Origin of the sequence: Parabacteroides sp. Y3-G-102, assembly GCF_023656845.1 — a bacterium.
Lineage (GTDB): Bacteria > Bacteroidota > Bacteroidia > Bacteroidales > Tannerellaceae > Parabacteroides > Parabacteroides distasonis.
The window spans coordinates 225242-245171 of record NZ_JAMOKU010000001.1; the positions used below are offsets into that span (position 1 = coordinate 225242).

24 protein-coding genes are annotated in these 19930 nt (G+C 46.8%); 6 read left to right on the forward strand and 18 right to left on the reverse strand.

Annotation, left to right across the window (positions count from 1 at the left end; all coding sequences use genetic code 11):
• Positions 1 to 107: 107 nt before the first annotated feature.
• The 14 genes from NBH16_RS01035 to NBH16_RS01095 form a co-directional block, all read right to left on the reverse strand.
• Complete coding sequence (locus tag NBH16_RS01035; protein WP_122144614.1) at positions 108 to 1298, reverse strand: glycosyltransferase family 4 protein; 1191 nt, start codon at positions 1296 to 1298, stop codon at positions 108 to 110.
• Complete coding sequence (wecB, locus tag NBH16_RS01040) at positions 1295 to 2455, reverse strand: non-hydrolyzing UDP-N-acetylglucosamine 2-epimerase (RefSeq protein ID WP_008778251.1); 1161 nt, start codon at positions 2453 to 2455, stop codon at positions 1295 to 1297. Before wecB ends, NBH16_RS01035 begins: the two co-directional genes overlap by 4 nt.
• A 30-nt stretch (positions 2456 to 2485) precedes the next feature.
• Positions 2486 to 3691 (reverse strand): UDP-N-acetyl-D-mannosamine dehydrogenase, encoded by a 1206-nt coding sequence (gene wecC / locus NBH16_RS01045; RefSeq protein ID WP_005867969.1) that lies wholly within the window; start codon positions 3689 to 3691, stop codon positions 2486 to 2488.
• A gap of 101 nt (positions 3692 to 3792) precedes the next feature.
• On the reverse strand, positions 3793 to 4671 hold the full coding sequence (locus NBH16_RS01050; RefSeq protein ID WP_008778250.1) for a glycosyltransferase: 879 nt from the start codon (positions 4669 to 4671) through the stop codon (positions 3793 to 3795).
• A gap of 7 nt (positions 4672 to 4678) precedes the next feature.
• Positions 4679 to 5290, reverse strand: a complete 612-nt coding sequence (locus NBH16_RS01055) for a DUF1919 domain-containing protein (RefSeq protein WP_005867967.1) — start codon at positions 5288 to 5290, stop codon at positions 4679 to 4681.
• A gap of 7 nt (positions 5291 to 5297) precedes the next feature.
• Positions 5298 to 6263 carry a glycosyltransferase family 2 protein gene (locus NBH16_RS01060; protein ID WP_005867966.1) on the reverse strand — a complete coding sequence of 322 codons (966 nt, stop codon included), beginning with the start codon at positions 6261 to 6263 and terminating at the stop codon, positions 5298 to 5300.
• 18 nt (positions 6264 to 6281) lie between these two features.
• Positions 6282 to 7481, reverse strand: coding sequence for an O-antigen ligase family protein (locus NBH16_RS01065; protein ID WP_034530492.1), 1200 nt, complete (start codon positions 7479 to 7481; stop codon positions 6282 to 6284).
• Positions 7482 to 7500: 19 nt separating this feature from the next.
• Complete coding sequence (locus NBH16_RS01070; RefSeq protein WP_005867964.1) at positions 7501 to 8277, reverse strand: glycosyltransferase family 32 protein; 777 nt, start codon at positions 8275 to 8277, stop codon at positions 7501 to 7503.
• Positions 8278 to 8360: 83 nt separating this feature from the next.
• A complete protein-coding gene (locus NBH16_RS01075; protein WP_008778245.1) occupies positions 8361 to 9899 on the reverse strand; it encodes a lipopolysaccharide biosynthesis protein in 1539 nt (512 codons plus the stop codon).
• A gap of 327 nt (positions 9900 to 10226) precedes the next feature.
• On the reverse strand, positions 10227 to 10478 hold the full coding sequence (locus tag NBH16_RS01080) for a nucleotidyltransferase domain-containing protein (protein ID WP_008778244.1): 252 nt from the start codon (positions 10476 to 10478) through the stop codon (positions 10227 to 10229).
• Entirely contained in the window at positions 10450 to 10758 is a 309-nt protein-coding gene (locus NBH16_RS23350; RefSeq protein WP_227793779.1) for an IS66 family transposase, read from the reverse strand. The genes NBH16_RS01080 and NBH16_RS23350 overlap by 29 nt, the downstream gene beginning before the upstream one ends.
• Entirely contained in the window at positions 10743 to 11144 is a 402-nt protein-coding gene (locus NBH16_RS01085; protein ID WP_005867959.1) for a type II toxin-antitoxin system VapC family toxin, read from the reverse strand. The genes NBH16_RS23350 and NBH16_RS01085 overlap by 16 nt, the downstream gene beginning before the upstream one ends.
• A gap of 1 nt (position 11145) precedes the next feature.
• Complete coding sequence (locus tag NBH16_RS01090) at positions 11146 to 11400, reverse strand: hypothetical protein (RefSeq protein ID WP_005867958.1); 255 nt, start codon at positions 11398 to 11400, stop codon at positions 11146 to 11148.
• A gap of 86 nt (positions 11401 to 11486) precedes the next feature.
• Positions 11487 to 11915, reverse strand: coding sequence for a hypothetical protein (locus NBH16_RS01095; RefSeq protein WP_005855752.1), 429 nt, complete (start codon positions 11913 to 11915; stop codon positions 11487 to 11489).
• A 137-nt stretch (positions 11916 to 12052) separates the two neighbouring features.
• On the opposite strand from NBH16_RS01095, the gene NBH16_RS01100 reads away from it, so the two are divergent.
• Positions 12053 to 12616 (forward strand): BT4734/BF3469 family protein, encoded by a 564-nt coding sequence (locus NBH16_RS01100; protein WP_005855750.1) that lies wholly within the window; start codon positions 12053 to 12055, stop codon positions 12614 to 12616.
• Between the two features lie 55 nt (positions 12617 to 12671).
• Complete coding sequence (locus NBH16_RS01105) at positions 12672 to 14504, forward strand: DUF3987 domain-containing protein (protein WP_250787968.1); 1833 nt, start codon at positions 12672 to 12674, stop codon at positions 14502 to 14504.
• 133 nt (positions 14505 to 14637) lie between these two features.
• Here the strand turns inward: NBH16_RS01105 and NBH16_RS01110 are convergent, their stop codons facing one another.
• On the reverse strand, positions 14638 to 14877 hold the full coding sequence (locus NBH16_RS01110; protein ID WP_005855745.1) for a DUF4248 domain-containing protein: 240 nt from the start codon (positions 14875 to 14877) through the stop codon (positions 14638 to 14640).
• Positions 14878 to 15106: 229 nt separating this feature from the next.
• On the opposite strand from NBH16_RS01110, the gene NBH16_RS01115 reads away from it, so the two are divergent.
• From NBH16_RS01115 to NBH16_RS01125, 4 genes are read left to right on the forward strand one after another with little or no spacing between them, the layout of a single operon-like run.
• On the forward strand, positions 15107 to 15604 hold the full coding sequence (locus NBH16_RS01115) for an HU family DNA-binding protein (protein WP_005855743.1): 498 nt from the start codon (positions 15107 to 15109) through the stop codon (positions 15602 to 15604).
• A gap of 44 nt (positions 15605 to 15648) precedes the next feature.
• Positions 15649 to 15849: a hypothetical protein gene (locus tag NBH16_RS23535; protein WP_082211456.1), complete on the forward strand. Its 201-nt coding sequence runs from the start codon at positions 15649 to 15651 to the stop codon at positions 15847 to 15849.
• 5 nt (positions 15850 to 15854) lie between these two features.
• Positions 15855 to 15950 (forward strand): smalltalk protein, encoded by a 96-nt coding sequence (locus tag NBH16_RS01120; RefSeq protein WP_005855736.1) that lies wholly within the window; start codon positions 15855 to 15857, stop codon positions 15948 to 15950.
• 12 nt (positions 15951 to 15962) lie between these two features.
• The gene (locus NBH16_RS01125; RefSeq protein WP_008778242.1) at positions 15963 to 16409 is read left to right on the forward strand and encodes an N-acetylmuramoyl-L-alanine amidase; all 447 of its coding nucleotides are present in this window, start codon (positions 15963 to 15965) and stop codon (positions 16407 to 16409) included.
• Between the two features lie 2 nt (positions 16410 to 16411).
• Here NBH16_RS01125 and NBH16_RS01130 read toward each other — a convergent pair whose 3' ends face one another.
• From NBH16_RS01130 to NBH16_RS01140, 3 genes are all read right to left on the reverse strand, one after another.
• A complete protein-coding gene (locus NBH16_RS01130; RefSeq protein WP_005867954.1) occupies positions 16412 to 17077 on the reverse strand; it encodes a sugar transferase in 666 nt (221 codons plus the stop codon).
• Positions 17078 to 17108: 31 nt separating this feature from the next.
• Positions 17109 to 19568, reverse strand: a complete 2460-nt coding sequence (locus tag NBH16_RS01135; protein WP_250787970.1) for a GumC family protein — start codon at positions 19566 to 19568, stop codon at positions 17109 to 17111.
• A 37-nt stretch (positions 19569 to 19605) separates the two neighbouring features.
• A partial coding sequence (locus NBH16_RS01140) for a polysaccharide biosynthesis/export family protein (RefSeq protein ID WP_502921406.1) occupies positions 19606 to 19930 on the reverse strand: 325 nt, incomplete at its 5' end.

Below are 19930 nucleotides of genomic sequence, written 5' to 3' on the forward strand. Positions count from 1 at the left end.
AATGAACAACCTAATTACTAATCTAAAAATCTAATACCATGAAAAACACACTACTATATCTATAACAGGGCATCCCCGCAAAATGTTTAAGGGATTTCATCCTGAAATTAGAAAGCCGATAAAAAACGTTTGTACGCCTCCAGTTGCCTTTCAAAACAGAAAGTTGTCTGGGATAATCTTAAGCAGTTCGCTTTTAGCTGTCGATACTCCTCATCCGGCAAGTGGCTCATGGCCCGTATATTTTTAGAAAGTCGCTCATAATCTCCGGGGGCCGAGACAAGGCCCAACTGATTCTCCTTTACAATCTCCTCGCCCTCGCCGCCTCCACAAAACAAGATAGGAACGCCTAACGGCAGCAAATCAAATAATTTAGAAGGTACCGCCCCCCTTATACGAACCGTCAAGGGGATAATGGAGGCATGGTAACGTGTAAGCTCCTCACGCATCCGTTCCTTGGGCAGAGAGCCATGATAAAAGACCCCTTTATCATGTGTCCTCACATAATCCTCTATCTCCAAGGCTTGATTGCCCCCTCCAAATAAATGAAGCTCCGCTCCCATCCCTTTAAAATCGATACGCTCTATCAACTCCAATATATTCTGCGCCACGCCCAGCAAACCGGCATAGACGATCCTGAAAGGCTTTCGAGAAGAAGGGGGTTGATTCGGTAAAACAAAACGATGCTGCAAATTCCGATACAAGAACGAGGCCTTGCCCGGCTCATACCGTTTTATATAATCCACGATCTCCTTACTCTGCCCTTGACAGGCCGTGGCCTTACGATAAAGGAAACGCTCGATACGCCCCATCACCCCATGATAAACGCCCCCCTCTTTCATGGCCCCCAGCTCCACGGCCGACAATGGCCAAAGGTCTGAGACGTTCAGTACCACCTTTTTCCGGTAGCAACAACGAAAAAGCAACATGGCCGAGGCCGCCGCCAAAACAGGAGGGGTCTGGATGATCACCTTATCATAAGATTTTATACGCTTACGCTTGAGAGCGAAACACCAAAGGGTCGTGGCGAAAGCGCACATACTGGCAAGACGGACCAACGGCCTCCTCGAGATCGAGGCATACGTCCAGTACCTGAAGACCGTTATCCCGTTTACATCCTCTGTCTTGGAAAAAGCCCCCCTATATCCATCAAAGATACGTCCCTTGGGATAATTGGGTAGGCAAGTCAACACATCCACCTTTATCCCTAAGCCGGACAGTCCCTCCGCCATGTTCGTAATGCGTGAGGGTGCCGCACCGATCTCCGGAAGATAAGAGGGAGAAACGATCAAGACCCTCATTCCTTCCGGTTCAAAAATTCCACGATCCTTCCGCAAGCCAATCCATCGCCATAGGGATTGACCGCCTTGCTCATCGCATCGTAATAAGCCGTATCATCAAGCAACGCCGAGACCTCGCTCACGATCTTGTCATAGTCCGTACCGACCAGTTTCACCGTACCTGCCGCGAGAGCCTCCGGACGCTCGGTCGTATCACGCATCACCAACACGGGCTTGCCCAAGCCGGGAGCCTCCTCTTGAATACCGCCGCTATCGGTCAGCACTATCGTTGATTTCTCCATCAGATAGACAAACGACAGATATTCCAATGGCTCAATGAAGAACATATTCTCCAAATGAGAAAGATCCTCGCCGAATACCTCGTGAATCGGCTTGCGCACATTGGGATTCAAGTGCATAGGATAGACAAAATCCACCTCCGGATACTTCCGGGTCAAGTCCTTGATAGCGGTACACATATGGATGAATCCATCACCGAAGTTCTCCCGGCGATGACCCGTGATCAACACCAATCTCTTACCCTCAACCAGACGGTTCACGTCATACCCAGAACGTAAAAGCACGCCTTCCAGCTCCTTGTCCAGCTCAGCGTCCGTCTTTATCTTAGTCACCACTTGCCGTAAGGCATCTATCACCGTATTGCCGGTAACCAAGATTGAGTCCGGATTCACGTCCTCTCGCATCAAGTTTTGCTTGCTCAACCGCGTGGGTGCGAAATTATACGTGGCGATACGCCCCGTGACCTGCCGGTTCATCTCCTCCGGCCATGGGCTATAGATATTGTGGGTACGAAGGCCGGCCTCTATATGACCTACAGGTATCTGTTGGTAGAATGCGGCCAAGGCGGCCGCCGTGCTCGTGGTGGTATCCCCATGCACCAGCACGACATCGGGTGTCGCCTCACGTAATACGTCACGCATACCCACAAGGACACGGGCGGTCACGTCATATAAGTCCTGACCCTGCCTCATGATATTCAAATCATAATCCGGCGTGATCTCGAACAATTTTAACACTTGATCCAACATTTCCCGATGCTGTCCGGTAACGCACACGATGGTCTCGAACGACTCCGGATGTTTTTGGAACTCCTTCACCAGCGGAGCCATCTTGATCGCCTCGGGACGGGTCCCGAATACTAACATTATTTTTCTCATTACTGCGTATTTTTCTATATTAGCGAACGATTATTTCTTGAATGTCCCGCAAAAGTCCAGCACCTCCACGTCATCCCGATAATTCAACCCCGCAAACTCCCTATGATTCACCAAGAAAACCACTATATCCGCCTTCTCGTATGCCTCCTTATAAGGGGTCAGCTTAAACAGCTTATGCTCCGACACGTTCGGCTCCACCACCATGATGTCAGCGTTGTTACACGATTGCAGCACCTTCGTCGTTATTCCCTTGGCCGGCGATTCACGTAAGTCATCGATATCAGGCTTGAAAGCCAAGCCCATCATTGCCACCGCCGGCTTGCGCCCGTGTTTCAACTCAAACCGTAGCATGGCGTTTCTCACTTTCTCCGCGCACCAAAATGCCTTGTAGTTATTCGTCTCACGAGCCGTAGAGATCATACGGCTCTCCATCGGAAACTCCGCCGTGATGAAGTAAGGGTCCACCGCTATGCAATGACCGCCAACTCCGCAACCCGGCTGTAAGATATTCACACGGGGATGCCTGTTCGCCAAATCGATCAGCTCCCACACATTGATTCCCGCTTTATCGCAGATAAACGACAGCTCATTGGCGAAAGCGATCTGTACGTCCCGGCTTGAGTTCTCGGTCAATTTACACATCTCGGCCGTCTTGCTATTCGTTGGGTGAAGCGTACCCTTCACGAACTGGCCGTAGAACTCCATCGCCTTACGGGTGGAGGCCTCGTCCATACCGCCGATGACCCGGTCGTTATGCACCAACTCATAGATCACGTTACCCGGAAGCACCCGCTCCGGACAATAAGCGATATAGATCCTGCCCTCCAGCTCCGGCCGTTCCGAGAAAATCAAACTAGCCATCCGTTCGGTCGTCCCCACCGGCGAGGTAGACTCGATCACGTACAAATCCCCCTCCTTCAACAAAGGAAGCACCATACGGGTAGCCGACTCCACGAACGATACGTCCGGCTCATGATCCCCCTTGAAGGGAGTGGGTACCACCATGAAATAAGCGTCGCTCACCTGAGGCTCGGTGTAAGCCTTGAAATGCCCGGAGGCCAGTACCTCCCGCAACATCTCCTCCATACCCGGCTCGATGATATGCAATTTTCCTCGGTTGGTAACCTCCACCACCTGAGCGTTAATATCCACGCCGGCGATCTCCACCCCGTGCTTTGCGGCAATAATAGCCGTGGGCAGGCCAATATAGCCCAAACCCATGAAACATGCTTTCATAAGAATTATGTATTATTTTTTTAAGTAAGATATTAGGCAGATCAAGAATGGTCCAACAACGATCAACCTATTGTATAAGAAAGTTTCTTCATGAAATAAAATCAGCACCCTATTAAATCTGAACCCATCAAATGATAGTAATCCATCACCGCTCGAATTTGAGGATCATTCTGAGACTCCTTGCAATTCGTAGCCGACAGGCTTGCTTCTTTATGAATATACTGATAAAAAACGTCCAACGGAATATAGACATATCCTTTATCCGGTAACACTACACACTCCGTTCCATGCAAAACTTCCATGAAATAAAACCACACATCATCGGCCTTTGGAGCCAAACGCATGAACAGGTCCTCCCTACAAATATCCTTATGCAACAAGGAGCGTTTGTATAAACAACCACCGCACCCCGTTGGAAACACAAAACGGCCGCCGACCCCGGAAATTTCCATCTCCCAATCATTATAAGGTCTCAAAATTCCATCATTATTAAATGATACCCGATGAGCTCGATACGTGTAAACATGAGAGGGATCTTTATGATATTCAGCAACTAAACGTTCAACCATATTCCGCCGATAAAAGAAATCATCATCGCAAGTAATAATCAAATCATCCGGATACACCTCTAACGTGGGTATCAACTTCTTATAAGATTTAATATCCTTACAATAGCGGATAGTAAGCCCTTTCTTTTTCAAACGCTTCAAAATAAAAGGCAAATTACCATCATTCCAATGTTCATCATCCAACCATAACAATACCAAGTCTGGTTTATAAGTTTGACGAAGCAATGAAATAACCGTAAACGGGAGTATCTCTCCCACCCTTCGTCCATAACTGGTAAGAGAAACTATTACCTTTTCTTTACGCACCTTCTCCTGATTGATTCCATATGGGATTGTACCTAACCCTACCTTATAGTACAGTTTAAGTAGCTCACCACAAATCGCGGCAAGTAATATTTTAAGTTTATGCATATTTCATTTACTTGTTTAATTGATTAATAAAAGAAACATAATCAAATTGATCAATATATCTCCGTCCATCGAGATATTGCGTAGCATAAATATTTTTCACGCCTTTCACCTTCGAAAACCCACTCAAATAACAAGTAGATTTAAACTGAGGATAAATTTTATCAACAAACGCTACTTTATTTTTAAACGGAAGTTTATCAAAACGCTCTAGCACAGAGACATCACCCCCCCAATTTGTCAGCATAACCGCCATATTGTCAGCATTCAAACGTTCACATCTTTCTTTCCACTTAGCAAGTGAATCTGCAAATGCTTTATAATGAACAAAGTGGATTTTTACACCTAATAGTCCTTCTCCTACCGGATAATCAAAACCACTATTTTTAACTTCTTTGATCTCTGAATGAATAAACAAATCCCAATTTTCCAAGGCTGTCAAAAAATCCTCATTGGTCATATACAAATTAATGAACGGTGAATAGAAACGTAAACCCAACCAATGATATAAAAAGCCACCTGTACAATTACTACAGACCAATGAAGGTGATAAATTAGTTAATTTGCTTCTATTTTTACGATTGATACGCTCTTGTAAGATAACTTTCACTTTTCCCAACATACCTATTCTAATTTTTGATGATTGATATAGATTTCACTACCATATTCACACTAATAAAAGCACATATGGAAAATATTTTCGAGAAAAATCTGTTTTTTCCATAGCGCAAGAAGGGTGTTTCAAAAGAACGATATTTCGATTGCAAAAAATTCATGTATTGTTTATTAAAACAATGAGAAATACCCATTCTCCAAACACATTGATTGGCCGCATACACAATTCCAGCTTGAGCGTAAACCAATTCACTCGGATAATTAACCTCCATAAAGTTTGCTATTTCACATTTACCTATCACCGCATCCAAATGTTTTGAGGAGAAGGAAGATTGTGTTATACTGGCATTACGTATCCTATAACAATATTTTTTCTCACCACTAACCGCTATCACATTAGACTTAGCCACCAAACGATAAGTAATAAATACATCCTCATGATATTTTCCTTTTGGATAACGGATATCTTGAAACAATTCCGTACGATATAATTTCCCCCAAGCCACCGTATCAATTCCTTTTGAAGACATAAAATCATGCACACATTCTTTATTTCCATATACTACATAATCCTCAAAAAGAGCTTTATCATCATCCTTAATATCTCCACTCTCTCCAATTAAAAATCTCTGACAAACAGACATATCCGCTTTCACCCCTACAATTCTATCATAAAGGCTCTCAATCATATCTTCAGCTATCCTATCATCACTATCAACAAAAGATATATATTTTCCGCAAGCTTGATCGACCCCCACATTACGAGCGTCAGAAAGACCTCCATTTTCTTTATGAATAACCTCTATGCGATGATCCTTACAGGCATACTCATCACAAATCCTCGGACAATCATCCAAACTACCATCATCTACTAAGATAATTTGCAAATTTCGATAACTTTGATTGATAATACTTTCAATACAGTCTCGCAAATATTGCTCCACGTTGTAAACAGGGACAATGATTGATATTAAATCCATAATAGACACATTAAAAAATCACTTTTCACAACGAACATACATATTACCCTTACAAGTAACAGTATTGTTCATTTTTGAGACTAATAAACCAAAAACAACAAGATTCAGTATTTTATCCATACCTGGAGCTTCTGCCATATACATTACTAAAAAAGAAAAAATAGAACCTTTTACTATTAAAGAAAAAAACGGAACACTGCTTTTTAAAGATTTATTCAATTCATTAAAAAGAGGAACAAGAGATACAAAAAACAGAATCCCTGTCTCATATAAAGATTGCAATATTTGATTATGAGCACTCATATAACCTTTCGTATATTGCTCAGATATATAGAATAAACTCGTAGTTTCTCTAACACCGTTTCCTATAATAGGAGAATTTAAAAATCCATCTACCACCATACCCCAAATTAGGGTTCTATTTGTAAGTGTTAAATTCTTACCTAACAAATCTTCTATCACATATGAAACTAAAGGAGATTCAAGGATGATCATCAAATTTCCAAACAATATAACAAACACAAATAAAGACACAAACACGAGCAATAAAGTATTCAATGACAAAGAAGCTATTTTACGCTGAATCACATTTGGAATCAAAAAAAGAAGCATGCAAACTAAACCAACAACATTGCTACCTGAAAATATAATCAATATAGTAGAAACATGCATTATTATATAAACGCACAAAAGCCTTTTTTCCCCTCGGAAATAGCTATCAATAAGCACAAAACAAAGGCCTTTCATCATTGGATACCCCACCTGATTCTCAATTCCTAGAAAATAAGACTCCCCAGACATCGAATCATTAACAAAAAAAGAAGGAGACACAAGCAAAAAAAAGAAATTAATCGCCATTAAAACAAAATAAAAACAAGCGATATATCGAACAAATAATTTTGTTCGATTAAATGTAGAACATTGCCACAACATCAATCCTCCCATAGCCAAAACCGGGTACATAATCATTATAGCACGACGCACATCTCCATCTTTAATAACAGTAGAAATCAACATACTAAAAAAGACAAGACATATACACCCCATAACTTTTAATGTATTCTTATTAAATTGCTTAATAAGAGCCATCAATATTACAAAAACAGCAAAAAACTTTGAAAGTGAAACATATATTAAAGACAATGTATCAGAATGAAGGATATAATAAGTTTCCCTATCAAATAAAAAATACAAGAATATTATAAAGAACGCTTTCATTTTTGTTTTTATAGCTAGGTCATCTTCTTTTCATCCATCTCCACATTTCACAAAACATATCTTTAATCCCTTTATATTTTATGATTGACAAAAATTTAGTCACATATCCACGAATACCTTTAGGCAAAAAAATAAGTTTTTTACCTAATTCCTGCGCATACCGATCCACATCGCTCACCCAACTCCCCGCGAAATGATGGATCGTCATACTGTTCTCCGTTAAATAAATCTTACCATCCACATACGATTTTGGACACAAATAATCTTGGGGAAGTAACGTGAATCCATTGACAGTCTGTTTCGTATTATTAGGAACAAAACCATATTTCAGGCAAGCGTTCGTAATACGGGTTACATTTGTTGTCACATCTAAACTACCGTCAGGACGCTTGAAATGTAAAACGTCATACTCATGGAGCAGCTCCTCAAAGAGGGGCTGCCCCTCCCGACAGGCCATCAAGCCTGTCGGGATTCGAGACGAAGACTCGAATCCCGACACCGCATCATATTGTAACAGCTCATCTAACGGCTTCAATACCTCTACATCCGTATCCATATAGATACCACCTTCCGTCACCATGGCGTACAAGCGAACCACATCCGTTATGAACGCCCATTTCTTAGCCTCATACGCTTCACGGACATAGTCGTTATAATTCAGATCGAAATTACTCTCGTTCCACTCCTTTATCTCATAGTCCGGAAGATATTTCTTCCACGATTCTATGCACTTCACTGCCAAAGGAGGCAACGGATTGCCCCCGAACCAACAATAATGAATTTTCTTTGGTATCATATTTACTTGAAATATTAGTTACAATTTCATAAACAAAAACGTAAGCTGGTATCTAAGCAACTGCTATTATTCCAATCGCTATACTATTTTTTTAATTTGGTACATACCCTTTGAATATATCCTTGTAATACGACCCGCTCTCCTTCACTCAAAAGTCTATAAACGACACATACGCCCACGATCAACATGCTTGCGAACACTAATAAAAAGCGAGAGAAAGTATCTTCCGGAATCATCAAACTTTGAATTAATCCTACAGAACATAAAATCAAGGACAGGAACAGTCCAGGCATAACCACCTCTTTCAAATAATATCTTATATCCAATCGTATCTGAACATGTATATCATATAGACAATAGAGCCAATAACCTATATTTGCGACGACCGCCACAAAAAAAGGTATCATCGGATCCTGCTGTACTTTCAAAAGCAAATAACTAATAGGCAAAATAGCCAACGTAAACATTCGCCCGTACACCTGATTGTTCTTGATTCGTCCCGTGGCATTCGCCGCTATCCAAAGGGGCGGTATGAAAACTCCTATTAACGATTCACACAAGACCAAACGAGTAAAGGCAACCGTATGTTCCGGCACCTGCCCCAGCCATACCTTCAATAAGAACTCTATCTCCATCATTACCGGAATCGCAAATAGAGCCGCTAAGAAATAAGCATATTTTGAACTTTTCACAATAAGAACTATCATATATTCTCGATCGCCTGACGCATACGACTTTATGATCTGAGGCTTAACCGCTGTCATGATATTCTCGGTAAAACGTGTTACCACTGCACTCACCTGTACAGATATGGCTCGTGCCGCATTAATCGCAGGGCCAAAAAACAAGTTCAAAAGAATATTAGTTCCTTGGATACCTGCTGACCAAGCGAAACATCCAAATAAATTTTGGCCAATAAATCGTGACATATCTTTCACTAAAGAATGATCCCAATAAAAACGTAATTTACATTCGGAGAAAACTCTGATACAGTAAATCGCATAAAGCAACCAAGTGATAAAGGAAACTAACGCTGTCAACATTCCATAAAGAATCAAAGAATCAAATGTTCCGAAAACCTTCAAGAAATACACTATTAGCAATCGAGCGCAAGCCTCAAACAAACCTAAATACGCATACATATTCATTCGCTCGTGCGCCACGATCGATCCCATCAACGGAACTTGATTGATAGCAGAAAGGACGGAGATCAACGAGAACTGATATACCCAAAGCGCCGCTACCGTCCGATCCGGTGGTATTACCAGTTTATTGTAAACAAACCATAATCCCAATGTCTCACCTAACAGTAATAATATAGCAGACAACAGGCACATTAGAGTAAAACTCTGTCGAAAAGCATATTCCACCTCTCGAATATCTTGCTTTCCTAATCCTATATTCATATAACGCTGAGAGACATTGGACAAACTGGAGATAAAAAAAGCCATGATCGAGACTACTCCCCCCACCACATTATAAATACCGAAGTCCTCTACCCCCAATACCTGTAGCACGACCCGACTGGTGTACAGCGTCACCCCCATGATTAGGAGCATGCGCATATAGAGGAACAGCATATTCTTCGCTATCCGCTTATTATTCTCTGATGTAGCAGACATAAAGATAAGTACACAAAACACTTCCATCCCGCCGACAAACCAGCAAGACGAAAATCAAGTGTCTAAATTTAAAATGAGTTTAAACTATATTTATAGAGATAAGTTACCGAGATAAATCACTCAGCATAATACAAATAGTAAAGTACGAATTTACAATATTATTAAATCATTATAATCTCCGGTAATACGATGTTGTAACAAACGGGAATATAATCGACCTTCATCTTTTGTCAATAGGCCTTTAGAGACATAATTCAATCCTAATTGACCGACTACCCCGTTATGGGTTTGCGCCTTGATCCGCTGTTATATCTTCCGCACTCAAACTCATAGCAATCGTATCCCCTCGTCTTTTACGTTGTGTACAAAGGGGGAGAAATGGTATCTCATCCAATCTTTCAAGGTGTAAAGCACCGGGCTGACGCACTCGTTTAACGACCAACCTAGTTCCACTAACGGATAAGATACATTGTCATAATCCTCCACCTCGATTTTTAGCTTGTCCAACAAGATCAATATATCCCAATCCGAATCTGGACGTGCCTCGTCCCTAGCCTGCGAGCCATACAAAAAAAGCATGTCCTCCAGCCGGTACAACCTTACGCAAGGTCTCTTTTATTCGATTTAACACGTCCGTTCTCATAAACTCTATGACATTTATTTTTTCACTTGGTACAAAGGTAAGTTTGCAGCTTTCAAGGAGTGAATACATAAACCCTATATTCGATGCGGCAAAATGGCTGCCACTGTGCAACCAGTTACGGCGACCAATGGCTATGTGTCGGAACATTCGTTCGATGGCATTATTGTGCATCTTATGAGTTCCAGTCTGCTTAATGAAGACTATCGCTTTACCCAATTCTCAATAGCCAATCCCTTTATATTCGCAAAATGCTTTACATTATCTGTAACTAGGATCAAGTTGCCGCTACAGGCTGCTGAACCTATGAGCAAATCAAAATCCTCTATGGATACACCCAACGAACGAAGGCGATTCTTTTCTTGAGCGTAGAACTCGATGGAGTCTGTAAAAGGTACAATGTTTATCAACCTAATAAATCGATCTATCAAATCAAGGTTCTCTTTGATACGATCACTTTTATATGCGCCATATTTCAATTCTGCGATGGTGACCTCCGACACATAACATTGCAATGCCCCAACCTTTTGGAGTTTTTCCGCTATTCCATATTTACGACGGAACAGAAAAACACAAATACTCGTATCCAAAAGGTATTTCTTCATATCACAGTTCTATTTCACGATTTGAGGTTCGTGAATTTCGGATATCCTCTATGATCGACTCAGCGGAACGGGAATCTTTCCACTCCCCGGCAAATTGCGAGGCCCAATTATCATCTATGGACTGATCCTTGCTTAACAATGATTTAGAAAGCCGGGATATTAGCTCTAACTTCATATCCGAACTCAAGTTTTTAAGGATACTCCAATAAGTATCCATATTCGGAATATTCATTTCAGGAACGATCGTCGCATTCATAACTCATTTTCTTTATTAGGCAAATATATCCATTTTCTCCTTTATCGCAAACATTTCTCCTCTAAATATCAAAATATGCAGTCCCTCTACCCCTCCCCCAGCACATACTTCACGATCGCCCGCCGGATATTGCGCAAGCTCTTGCCTTGCTTGAAGGGGAGCAGGGGGATGATGGCGTTGATGAATTCCTTGCTCTTGATAAGTTTGGCCGGTTCCACGCAGTCGCAAAAGACCTCGTTGAAAAGGTCGGTCAGCACCGTTTGGCAGAGGGTGGCCACATCCGGGCATTGGGCGATTCGCTTCACGAAGTCGTGACGCACCTCCTCGTCTTGGATATAGGAGGCTAATAAATCACACGGCTCCGGATCCGGCCTCACGTCTTTTTCCGAAACGACCTCCGGCTTTTCTCCCGGGTCCAAGCAAATATATTGAATGGCAAACATGGCGTTGGGCAGCACCTGTATGTTCTCGCCATGGATGTGCAGCACACACGGGCTCGCTTTCTCTTCACTCATATCTTCTTCTTTTTCCTGTCACCGAATTACTTTTATGAGCAAATAACTTACCGATAGGTGCAAATAACTTACCGGACCGTTTTTTCTCACTCTTTTACCTTTCCTTTACCAGCCTAAACTTTAAATCAAACGAGTTAATGAAAGAATGTATCATGTCCTTTTTCAACGCCCCCATCTCCAATCAAGTGCCGAGTGGCGTGACCAGTGTCAAACAGTTGCATACCTATATCACCTCCAACGAGTGGCTGAAAGAACGAACGCTCAGCGTACAGGACGCTTTGAGCGACGAGAAACGGTTCCGCAAACTGAAGCAAAACTTACTGCCATACGTCACACCGGCCGGGGTCTTCTCCTATCGCAAGGAAGACCGCCTGTTATTCCTTTCCGGAGAGTTTGTCATCGATATCGACCATCTCCCCTCGCCGGAGGAAACCCTCCACTGGCGAGACACCTTGTTCGCCGATAATAAACTGAGACCGGACCTAGCTTTCGTCAGCCCAAGCACCACAGGCGTGAAACTGCTCGTCCCCTACCGGCTCTCACCCAAGGCTTCCATAGAGGAATCTTTTGATAAGGCACGGCTATCGGCATGGGAATACCTGAAATGGAAATACGGATTGAATGCGGATGCCTCAAACGCCGATCTCTCACGGGCGTGTTTCCTCTGCCATGATCCCTCCGCTAAGTTGCGGGAGAGTTGATAGTTGACAAATGACAGTTGACAGTTTAAATCATAAATTATAACTTATAAATCAAATGAATCCATTATCAGATTTAGAGCGGCTTGTCGCCGCCATCGAACACCAAGGGGCGAACATCGCTCCCACTTACCAAGAGTATATGCCGATCGCCTTCGCCACCGCCAACGATTGCGGGGAAGCGGGAAGGACGTTCTTTCATCGCATCTGCCGCCTGTCCGAGAAATACCTCTACGAAGAAGCGGACAAGCTATACGACCACGCCCTCAAAGCGGGCAACGGGCGCAACGGATTAGGCTCCGTTTTCCACTGGGCCGAGATTGCCGGCGTAAAAACGGACAAGCAACTGGCCGACACCTTCCGCCAATACCCGAGGGAGAACAAGAATCCTTCAAACCTTCAAGCCCCTCTCACACCCACACACGCACATACGTACGCACGTGAGGACTTGCCACCCGCTTTCCCGGATTATCCGTGGCCCCCGTTCATCAAGCAGATGATCGATTGCGGGAACTCCATCGCCCAGCGTGACATACTCCTGCTGGGAGTATTCACCGTACTCGGGGGCACCTTGAACAAGCGGGTACGGGTATTATACGGACAAAAATACATGTACCCATGCCTACAAACCTTCATCGTAGCGCCTCCCGCCTCCGGAAAAGGAGCCTTGACATGGGTCAGGCGCCTAGCTGAACCTATTCACGAGGAGATGATGGCCCGCTACAAAGACAGCCTAAAGAATTATCGGGAGGAAAAGAACCGATGGGACTCACTCGGCAAGAAACGCTCCGAGACGCTCGAGCCGGAACAACCGCCCCTCAAGATGTTCCTCATAGCCGGCGATAACTCGGGTACCGGTATCTTAGAGAACCTCATAGAGGCCGACGGCGTGGGACTGATCTGCGAGACCGAGGCTGATACCGTGAGTACCGCCATCGGAGCGGATCACGGCCATTGGAGCGATACCTTGCGTAAATGCCACGACCATGAGCGACTGGCCTTCAACCGGCGTACCAATCATGAGTACCGGGAATGCGATGAGTCTTATCTCAGCGTATTGCTAAGTGGAACCCCGGCGCAAGTAAAGCCGCTGATCCCCTCGGCGGAGAACGGCCTGTTCTCTCGCCAGTTATTCTATTTCATGCCACCCATCGATGAGTGGATGGACCAATTCGATTCGGAAGGCGAGGATTACGGCCTACGCTTCGCCACATGGGGAACACAATGGAAACAGGTACTGGACCTGATCAACGGATCGGTCCAAACGATCCAGCTAAGGCTATCCGAGAAACAGAAAGAGCTGTTCAACCAACGGTTCGCCCAGTTATTCTCCCACGCCGGTTACGCCTATGGAGGTTCCATGCGAAGCGCCGTGGCCCGTATCGCCATCAATACCTGCCGGATCCTGAGTATAGTAGCCCTGTTGAGAGCCTTGGAGAAATTCCTCCCTCCCCAACAAAAAATTTTCAATTCTCAATTTTCCATTTTCAATTTCCCCGGTCTCTCCCCCGCCCCGGAGATCCCCATCGAGAATATCAAGGATGGTATCGTCCCCAAGCTGGACCTGCGGGTCACCGACGAGGATTTCCAAGCCGTACTCACGCTCATAGAGCCTCTTTACCGCCATTCGAGCTACGTGCTGGGCTTCCTGCCTACCTCCGAGGCCATCCCTGTCCAGACCTCTCCTGAACAGGCTTTATTCAATGCCCTCCCAATGATGTTCTGCCGTCGGCAGGCCGTGGAGGAGGCAGCGAAGAACGGCATACCCGAGAAAACACTCGACTCCTCCCTCAAACGGATGCTGGAGAAGGGAACACTGATCAAGACCGCACGGGGCGAGTACGCTTTCTCCTCGCACGTGTGTGTGCGTGAGGGACGCCCGAAGGAATGAAGGAATGAAGGAAATGCCACTACTGTCATCGCCCGTAAGCACTACCGTCGCAGCCCTACGCCAGTACTGGCGTTGTCTGATGCCAGTACCGGCATCGCCGCTCGCCTATACCGACGGGTGGCGGTGTCTCCTCTCAAGGACGACCCAAGTAACGGAAGATCAGCTCCACTTGCAGGGAGGTGAAGACCCGTTGCCTCGGGCGGTAGCCCGTATCACCAAGCTCCCGGGTCAGCCGATCGTTATACCGCATCCATTCCGCCAGCCGATTCAGGGCCGAGACGGGGCTGATCTCGGGGGCGTAGGCCATGGCCAGCTCCCGCTTGGAATAAGGCCGCACGGGCCACTCGTCGATTTGTGTGTATCCTGTTCGCATATCGTTCGCATTTTTAAGATTTATCTTATTGGTATAAAGATACTTAAAACATACGATACGAACAACTATACGGAGGTCTATTTTTCAGTATATCTCCTCTTTTATCTCCCTTATTCATCCACTGTCAGCGGTATTCATTTCAGAGGAAACCGAATGTCGTACATTCGTTATCGAAAACAAATCGATTTCATTTTCAATTTTCAATTATCAATTTTTAATTATCAAATCTATGGCTTTAAATTACAGCGTGTCCCTTCGGACCAACCCTATCAAGAAAGACGAGCCGGCGAAAGCGTACGCCACGGCACAGATCAATGGTGAGCTATCGCTCAAGCAGCTGAGCCGCCGGGTATCCATGCAAACCACCGTCAGCCGGGCAGATGTGGTGGCGGTATTGATCTCCACTGTCGAGAACCTGCTCGATGCCCTCCAAGAGGGGAAACAGGTGGATTTCGGCGAACTGGGTAAATTCCGGCTCCATATCCTCAACGAGGGTGCGGAGAGTCTTGAGAAATTCACATCTACAAACATCACCGGGGTTAGTATCCAGTATATACCGGGCGAGGACTTGAAGAATGTCTTCGCCGGGCTGGAGTTCCAGCCCGTGGCTACCCGCAAGGCTCAGCAAGCGGTACTCCGTGCGGAGAAGGCTGGGGAGACTACCGTGGATATCTCGAAGAAGCCGGCTGCTGGGGGTGGGGATTCGGAGTCGCCTGATGAGATCTAACGTGTCACTTTTGGCTTGACCCAAAAGTAACCAAAAGGTCAAGGCTGACGCTGACGGGCTACTTCGAGACCTACGCTCGCTGTCGCATCCCAACTCGCTTCGCTCAGACAGGGATGCTCCGGGCGCTCGCTACGGTCTCTTCGCTTGACGCCCGTCCGCTGAGGCCGTCCGAAGGAAAGCGAAGCTTTCCTCTTATATCAGCCGGGATATCATTATTCAATTCATTATTCACTATTAATTATTAATTATCATGAAAAAGTCCGTATGGAGTACTATTATCAAAGTGATCATCGCCGTAGCTACCGCCATCGCAGGGGCACTTGGCATCCAATCCTGTATTCTCTAATTTTCAATTATCATGGGTAAGGCTTATTGTTTCTACCAGAATTACAGGGAGGTCAGACTCCTTGTAATTCATTGCTCGGCCACACGATATGACAGGGATTTTCCTGTGGAGGCGCTCCGTTCATCGCACAAGGCACGGGGATTCGCCGATATCGGCTATCATTTCTATATCACACGGGACGGGGAGCTACATCGTTGCCGACCGGTCAACCAGATCGGGGCGCACGCAGCCGGATGGAACGACAAAAGTATCGGTATATGTTACGAGGGAGGACTCGACGAACAAGGCCGTCCAGCCGATACCCGGACCTACGCCCAGCGCTGTACCTTGATGGATCTGCTACGGCAATTACGAAGGGACTACCCGGAGGCACGCATCCTAGGACATTACCAACTTAGCCCCTATATCCGTAAGGCTTGCCCCTGCTTTGATGCAAGGGAGGAATACGGGGAGATCTAGCATTAGAATTTCTTACCGAACGCTATATTCAAGAAGGTCTTCACCAATATCTTGAAATCGAACAGCCAAGAGCGATGCTCCAGATAGAACAGGTCGTAACGCAAGCGGCGGAGCATCTTATCGACCGTGTCCGTATACCCATTGTAGAGCGTGGCGTAAGAGGTCACCCCCGGACGGATCTGGTAGAGGTAACGGTAACGGGGATCACGCTCCATGATCTGGTCGATGTAGAACTTACGCTCGGGACGGGGACCGATAAAGGACATGTCGCCCACGAAGACATTCCATAACTGGGGCAGCTCGTCCAAGTGATGTACCCGGAGGAATTTTCCGACACGGGTCATCCGGGGATCTGCCCCACCCTTGTAAAGGGCCGGACCGAACTTCTCCGCATCCAGACGCATACTGCGGAACTTATAGATGTTGAACGGGCGACCGAAACGACCGATACGCTCTTGCTTAAAGATCGCCGGGCCTCCATCCTCCCGCTTTACGGCGATATAACAAAGTAAAAACAGCGGGGAGAATACGATCAAGGCCAAAAACGCCAACGCACAATCCCCCATACGTTTTACATTGCGCTCGAAAGCGTTCATCCCATCAAAGATAACCTGTTCCGATTCCTCCACCGACACTCCTGTCCGTGTTACGGTTCCATTCTTTTCCATAATTATAAGTTCGTTGTTATTGTTTACCTTTCTATTTCTTCTTGTCACCGGCCTCGAAACCGTAACCATAGCCGTAGCCATAACCGTATCCCTTGCCGTAGCCGTATTTCTTGCCGTAACCATAACCGTAACTATTCTTCCGCTTGCTCATGTCCAGGCCATTGATGACCGTCGCAAGCTTCGGGAACTTACGCTCACGCCGCAACACGTTGATGTAGCTGAAACCGGCCTTCGGTGTCACGTCCGCACGGCAGACGTACACGCACATGTCAGCCACACGGCCGATGATCGCCGTGTCCGTAACCATGCCGATAGGGGCCGTGTCCAAGATGACATAGTCGTAGCGTTCCTTCAACCGGGCGATAGCCCTCTCCAGCACGTCACGGGCAACCAGCTCAGTCGGGTTCGGGGGAATAGGACCGCCCGGGAGGATATCGAGGTTAGGGCTGATATCGGATCGCTGGACCATGTCGAACAACTCCACGTGATCCGGGTCGCTCAGGTAGTTCGTGATGCCCTCCATCTTACGGGAGATATTGAACACCTTGTTCAAGCCCGGCTTGCGGATGTCCATGCCGACCACCACCACCCTCTTGCCCAAGTAAGCCAAGCTCACCGCCAAGTTGCCAGCGACGAAAGACTTGCCCTCGCCCGGTTGCGTGGAGCTGAAAAGGATCACACGCTCGTCCTTGCCTAGCATGAACAAGAGGTTCGTGCGCAACCCCCGGAACATCTCCTCCATCAGGTCGTTCTTGTTCTCACGCACCACGATCGAGCCCTCACCCGTCTTCTTGGCCAACGGGAGCTCCGCCAAAATAGCCACCCCCGTGATCGCCTCAACGTCCTCACGGTTCTCGATCTTGTATTTCAACAGGTCATGAAGGTAGACAATGCCCACCGGGATCGCCAGGCCCAAGATCAACGCCGCAAGCATGAAGACCATCCTCTTCGGGGCGACAGGACGCTCATCGGCGAGCGGCTCCTCGATGATGCGGCCGTTGTTCGCCGTGGCCGCCAGCGTGATGGCGTTCTCCTCACGCTTCTGCAACAGCATGATGTACAACGTGGCCTTGATCTCCTGCTGGCGGGAGATCGTCATGAACTCCTTCTCCTGCCTCGGGGCATCGCTGATGCGGCTCTCGAACTTGCTCGCCTGACGGTCGATGTCCGCCTTGGCGATCTGGAGGCCCCTCAGGACGCTGTTCACCGTCGTCTTCACGTTGCGGCGCATAGCCTCGATGCCGGCGTTCATGTTGATGATCGCCGGGTTGCTGTCCGAAGAGGTGCGCAACAGGCGCTTGCGCTCGATGATCATCGTGTTGTACTGGTCGATGACAGAGGTGAGGTTTTGATCCCGCAGGCCCACGTTGGCAGGGATCACCTCGTCCATGTTCGCAGGATCGTCGATATAATTGCGGAGATACTGCACCAAGTTGATCTGCGTGGCGTTCTCCGTACGTTGTTGCTCATACCTCGAGCTTTCCTGCAACGCCATCTGGGCGTCGCTCGTCAAATTCGTCAGGCCGGAGCGTTGCTTGAAGGCAGCCAGCTCGCTCTCCGTAGTGCCCAGCTCGCCGTTGATGATGCCGATGCGCTCCTCGATGAACTCGGCCGTCTTCTGCGCCACCTCGTTCTTCTCGTCGTTGGCGTCCTGGTTGTAGAACGACACCAAGCGATTGATGAAATCAACGCCTCGTCGCCTCACCGTGTTCTTCAAGGATACCTTGGCGATCGTCGTCGTCTTGGACGAGGGCGTCACGCTCAACTCCTTGCCGTAAGCCTCGGCAGTGGACGTGGGGGTATGGACGTGGGCGACCAGCTCGATCTCCCCGCCCTCCAACTCGGGTATGGAATCCATGCCCGTGAAACTAAAAACCCCCACGGGGGTGGGCAATATGGCGGGGAGCCTGTCGAAGCCCTGCTCCATCGTCTCCCAGTCACCCTCCTTATCGATCTTATACTCGGCCCTCACGCCCAGCCTCCCGTCCACGGTATAGCGCATGCGCAACTCCACAGGGGCCACCAGACGGTCCGCCTCCTCGGGGGTGATGAACACGTTAACGGGGGAGTTCTTATATAACGGGGGGTTGAAGCCCAAGGCGTTCGACTCCTCCATGTCGATATACAGGCCCATGTCACTCACCACCTTCTTGATCAACGTGCGAGACCTCAGGATCTCGACCTCGTTGTCGAAGTTGCTCGTCATCGAGAGCATGCCGAGGTCCTGTATCGCAGCCAAGCCGCTGGCGGCGTTAGCCCCCTTCTTCTCGTCCTCCTTGATCAGCACCGACGACGTGACGTTATACACCGGCGTCTGGTAACGCAGGAACACGTACATCCCGATGCAGCAGGCCAGTACGCTCGCCACGAACCAAGGCCAATAAACCATATACTTGAAAAACACGGCGTAAAGATTGATCTCACGATCCTCCCCCTCCGGATTGTTATTGTTATTATTATTATTGCTTGTATTTATACCATCGTCCACCATCTCTCTAAATTTTCAATTCTCAATTCTCTATTTTCAATTATTTAAGTATGTTCACCAACAGGCCGGCGATCGAGACCAAGATCGAGATCGAGCTCACCCACAACGTCGTGCTGTTTCCGATATCGGAGTTCTTCGCCTTCGTCTCGTTCGGCGTGACATAAAGGATGTCGTTCTGTTTCAAATAATAATACGGGGAGGTCACGATACCGGCGTCGTTCAGGTCAAGGTTGATGATCTCACGCTTCCCGCTCTCGTCCTCGCGGATCAGCTTCACGTTGTCACGTACGCCGTAGATCGTCATGTCGCCGGCCATCGCCAACGCCTCCAGAACGTTCACCTTCTCGTTGCCGATCGTGAAGCTG